The organism is Ectobacillus sp., from assembly GCF_056992975.1.
In genome coordinates this window covers 1-4,554 of record NZ_JBXKMX010000142.1, presented here as the reverse complement: position 1 = coordinate 4,554, position 4,554 = coordinate 1, and the positions used below count along the sequence as shown (strand labels likewise).

Genomic DNA, 4,554 nt, shown 5'->3' with positions numbered 1-4,554 from the left:
CGCGTGTAAATGCACGTTCATATGGCTTAGCCCCAACAAATGCTGGTAAAAATGAATGATGGATATTAATAATTTGATTTGGATGTGTTGCTACAAAAGCAGGTGTCAAAATTTGCATATATCTAGCCAGAACGACTGTATCGATTTCATATTCTTTAAGAAGCTGCTGTTGCTTTAGTTCAACTTCCGCTCTATTTTCCTTGGAAGCAGGGATATGATAAAACGGGATATGTAAGAGTTCCACAACTTCACGCGCATCCTCATGATTGCTAATCACAACAGCTATGTCTGTCATCAAATCACCGTTCTGCCAATCCCATAGAAGTTCACGTAAGCAATGAAGCTCTTTTGATACAAAAATAGCCATTTTTTTTAGTGTATGAACATATGTAAACTTCCATTTCATTTGAAACTGCGTGGCAATGGGTAGAAATTCTTGTTCAATCTTAATCGATTTTTCTTGTAGATTTGGACATTCAAATTCAATGCGGAGAAAAAACATACCACCTTCTGGATTTGTCGAATACTGGCTAGATTCAATAATATTTGCATCGTATTCATACAAAAATTTTGAAATACTAGCGACAATACCTGGTTGATCGGGGCAGTGAACGAGCAGTCTACCTCTATTTTTATTTTGTTTCTTAAAATCCTGCAGGGATGCCTCTATAGCTGGTTTCATTTTCGAAAGCTCCTTTTTACCTTTCATTATACTGAAAAATCCCTCTCAATAGACATGTGTATCTCTTTGAGAGGGATATAATTTAACCTATTAACCTATTCTATTTATTTATGCTTTAATCAAATAACTTTTCAATTGATCGCGAAGTGCTCGTTTTAAAAACTTTCCAACGGATGTTTTCGGAATTTCATCCATAAAAATAATATCATCCGGTAACCACCATTTTGCAAATTGCGGTGTAAGAAATTCATACAATTCATCTTTTGATACAGACTCTTTATGGGACTGTTTGAGAACAACGCAAGCAATGGGACGTTCTTGCCATTTTACATGCGGAACAGCAATAACAGATGCTTCTAGCACAGCCTCATGCGTCATTAATGAATTTTCTAAGTCAATAGAAGAAATCCATTCTCCTCCGCTTTTAATTAAGTCCTTCGTACGGTCAGCAATTTTGATGAACCCTTCTTCATCGACCGTTACAACATCGCCTGTATGATACCAACCATCTTTCATTGAATCTTCTGTTCTTTCATCCTTATAATAGCTACCCGCAATCCATGGACCACGTACGCAAAGTTCTCCCATATCTACTCCGTTCCATTCCACTTCGCCTTCTGAACTAATCACTTTCATTTCTACACCTGGGATAACGTAGCCTTGACGAGAACGGAGTTCATAATATTCTTCTTCATTTAAATTATTTTGATATGACTTGAATCGATTAAAGACAACAGCTGGACTTGATTCTGTCATTCCATAAATTTGTCGGAAATCAATCTTATATTTTTCTTCATACGTCTGAATCATATTCTTTGGAGCTGCCGAACCACCTGACCATATACTCTTAAGATTACTAATATCTCGTGGATTTCGTTCTATTTCTTGTAAAACATCGCTCCATATCGTTGGAACACCTGCTGTTACTGTTACTTTCTCTTGTTCTATCAAGTCTGCTAGCACTACAGCATTAAAATGTGGCCCTGGTAGAACAAGCTTCGTTCCAAACCACGTACAAGCAAACGGCAACCCCCATGCATTTACATGGAACATTGGAACAACCGGCATGCAGACATCTGCTTCGGATAAGTTCCCTCCATCTGCAAGACCAAGAGCATAACTATGTAACGTAATGCTACGATGCGTATAGATTACACCTTTCGGAAGTCCAGTTGTTGCGGATGTATAGCACATACCAGCTGGATCTGATTCATTCAAATCTTTTACAAATGGAAAGGCTTCGTCGCCCTCTTCTAGAAGCTGCTCATAGTGGTATACAGGAAATAAGCTAGTCTGAGGAATGTCTGGTTGGTCTGTCATAATGATGAAGGCTTGTACATGTGTGAGTTCGTGTTGGATTTGCTCCAGTACGGGAACCATATCCTCATCAACAAACATAAATCGATCTTCTGCGTGGTTAATGATGTAAGAAATGTGCTGTGGTGATAGTCGAAGATTAACCGTATGTAAAACGGCACCAATGCTTGGAATAGCAAAGTAAGCTTCTAAATGGCGATGATGATTCCATGCTAATGTACCAATTTTATCTCCTTTTTGTACCCCTAATTTTGTTAAAACGCTTGCAAGCCTCCGCGTACGCTTAGCAATTTCAAGGTAGGTAAATGTTTGAACCGTCGAATGCGTACGTGATACAACCTCTTTCTTCGGAAAAAACTTCTCAGCTCTCTCCATCATTAGCGGCAACAATAACTGCGTATCCATCATCATCTCTATCATACCTCCTATTAATCATGTAATGTCTAGTATTATAGCATAGTATTTTACAAAATAATCCAAATATAATTAGGAGAATATTTACAATAATCGACAAATATAGGAAAATAGTGTCACTTTATATTCGTACACATTTTTCAAAAAGATATATCTATAGTTTTGAGCAAAAGCAAACAAGCCGATTCTTTACTTGAGTAAAGAATCGGCTTGTTTATTTGAATTCGTTTATTTCTCTAAAATCGTTTTCAATGCCTGTAAGAATACTTCCATTTCATTTTCTAATCCAATTGTTACACGTAGAAAATTATCAATCCTTGGTTGATTAAAATAGCGAACCAAAACTCCGGCATCTTTTAGTTTTGCATACAATACACTGGCATGCACTTCTGGATGGCTAATAAAAACAAAGTTTGAATGTGATTCAGTAACAGAAAATCCGAGTGATATTAGTTTGTCTACAACATCATTTCGCGTTTGAATAATAGCGTTTGTTATTTCATCATAATAAGAACGATCAGAAAGGGCTGCTACCGCTCCAGAAATCGCAAGTCGATCCAGCGTGTATGAATTAAAGCTATTTTTTACGCGTTGCAACCCTTCTATCAAGTCAGGGTGACCAATGGCATACCCTATACGGAGACCTGCTAAAGAACGTGATTTTGAGAACGTTTGAATGACAAGCAAATTCGGATATTCATTAACATATTTAATCATGGACTCTGCTCCAAAATCAACATAGGCCTCATCCACAATAACTACCTGTTCCGGGTTCGCATCAAGAATCTCTCGAATAAATTGTGCTGACAATCCCTTTCCTGTCGGTGCATTCGGATTTGGAAAAATGATGCCGCCATTTTTAGATTTAAAAGGCTCAATTGGCATATTGAACTCCTCATCTAGTGGGACAAGTGTATATTGTAAGCGAAACAAGTTGGCATATACTTTATAAAAGCTGTACGAAATATCTGGAAACAAAATAGGACGCTCTGGTTCAAAAAAAGTTTGAAACGAAAAAGCTAATATTTCGTCTGATCCATTTCCAACAAAAATTTGCTCTTTCTGTACTTGATAATATTCCGCCAGTTTTTCTCTTAATTCATTGCAGTTCGGATCAGGATACAAACGTAAATCCCCGTTTGCCGCTTGCTGAATCGCCTCGATCACCTTAGGGGATGGCGGATAAGGATTCTCGTTTGTATTCAACTTAACATATTTTTTATTTTGTGGTTGTTCTCCTGGAACATAAGGCTGTAACTCTTTCACTAATTGATTCCAATATTTACTCAATTGTTAAATCTCCTTTCGAGGTAATTGTTAGTATCCATTCTATCGATAAAAATAGTTTACCATCAATGGCAAAATACCTGGACCTACTTTTATACATGATTCGTATTTTTTTATTATACTATTTACGTCTACAAAGATGCGGAAATCTACTTATGAATTTGCACATAAGCAGGATTGAATGCTTTAATTAAGAATATCAAATGTATTTGTTGGAAAGAGGAATGATAGATGGTTGTAGAAATAATCGCTACCATGTTTTTAGTAGGACTTCTTTTAGGATTTGTCGGCGCAGGGGGTTCGGGATTTATTATCTCGATATTAGTGCTGTTTGGCATTCCTATTCATATCGCATTAGGAACCGCACTTGTTGCGATGATATTTTCATCTCTATCAGGAGCAGTGAGCCACTACCGTGAAGGGAATGTTTCCTTAAAGCAAGGGATTATCATCGGTATATTTGGAGCCATTGGTGCATGGTTTAGCTCAAAATTCTCTGTTTATATACCTGCGAGTGAATTAAAGTTTATGACAGCAGGAATGTTATATTTATCGGGGATTGTCCTTTGGCTTCGCATGTTCATCGTGTCTCGCAGACAATCAATTGATGATGAAAGTACCGCTCATGTAACCGGAATTCGGTTCTTTGTATCCGCTTGTGGCATCGGATTAGTAACGGGCGCCTTGTCTGGTTTATTCGGCATTGGATCAACTCCATTTATCCAAATTGGCTTAATGGCTATTTTAGGTATGTCGGTACGAAAGTCAGCAGGAACGACTATGCTTGTCATTATTCTCATTGCGATAGCAGGTGGAACGGGCTATTATCATTTAGGGTATTTAAATCTACAGCT

General features: G+C 37.5%; 4 protein-coding genes. 1 reads left to right on the top strand and 3 read right to left on the bottom strand.

The annotated features are described in order from the left end of the window. The 3 genes from AC11ZT_RS06895 to hisC form a co-directional block, all read right to left on the bottom strand. Positions 1-682 (bottom strand): formyltetrahydrofolate deformylase (locus AC11ZT_RS06895; RefSeq protein WP_484058891.1); only part of this gene is annotated, 682 nt, incomplete at its 3' end. A gap of 108 nt (positions 683-790) precedes the next feature. Continuing rightward, complete coding sequence (locus tag AC11ZT_RS06890; protein ID WP_484058890.1) at positions 791-2,410, bottom strand: long-chain fatty acid--CoA ligase; 1,620 nt, start codon at positions 2,408-2,410, stop codon at positions 791-793. A gap of 231 nt (positions 2,411-2,641) precedes the next feature. Beyond that, positions 2,642-3,703 carry a histidinol-phosphate transaminase gene (gene hisC, locus AC11ZT_RS06885; RefSeq protein WP_484058889.1) on the bottom strand — a complete coding sequence of 354 codons (1,062 nt, stop codon included), beginning with the start codon at positions 3,701-3,703 and terminating at the stop codon, positions 2,642-2,644. 228 nt (positions 3,704-3,931) lie between these two features. On the opposite strand from hisC, the gene AC11ZT_RS06880 reads away from it, so the two are divergent. Next, positions 3,932-4,554 (top strand): sulfite exporter TauE/SafE family protein (locus AC11ZT_RS06880; RefSeq protein WP_484058888.1); only part of this gene is annotated, 623 nt, incomplete at its 3' end.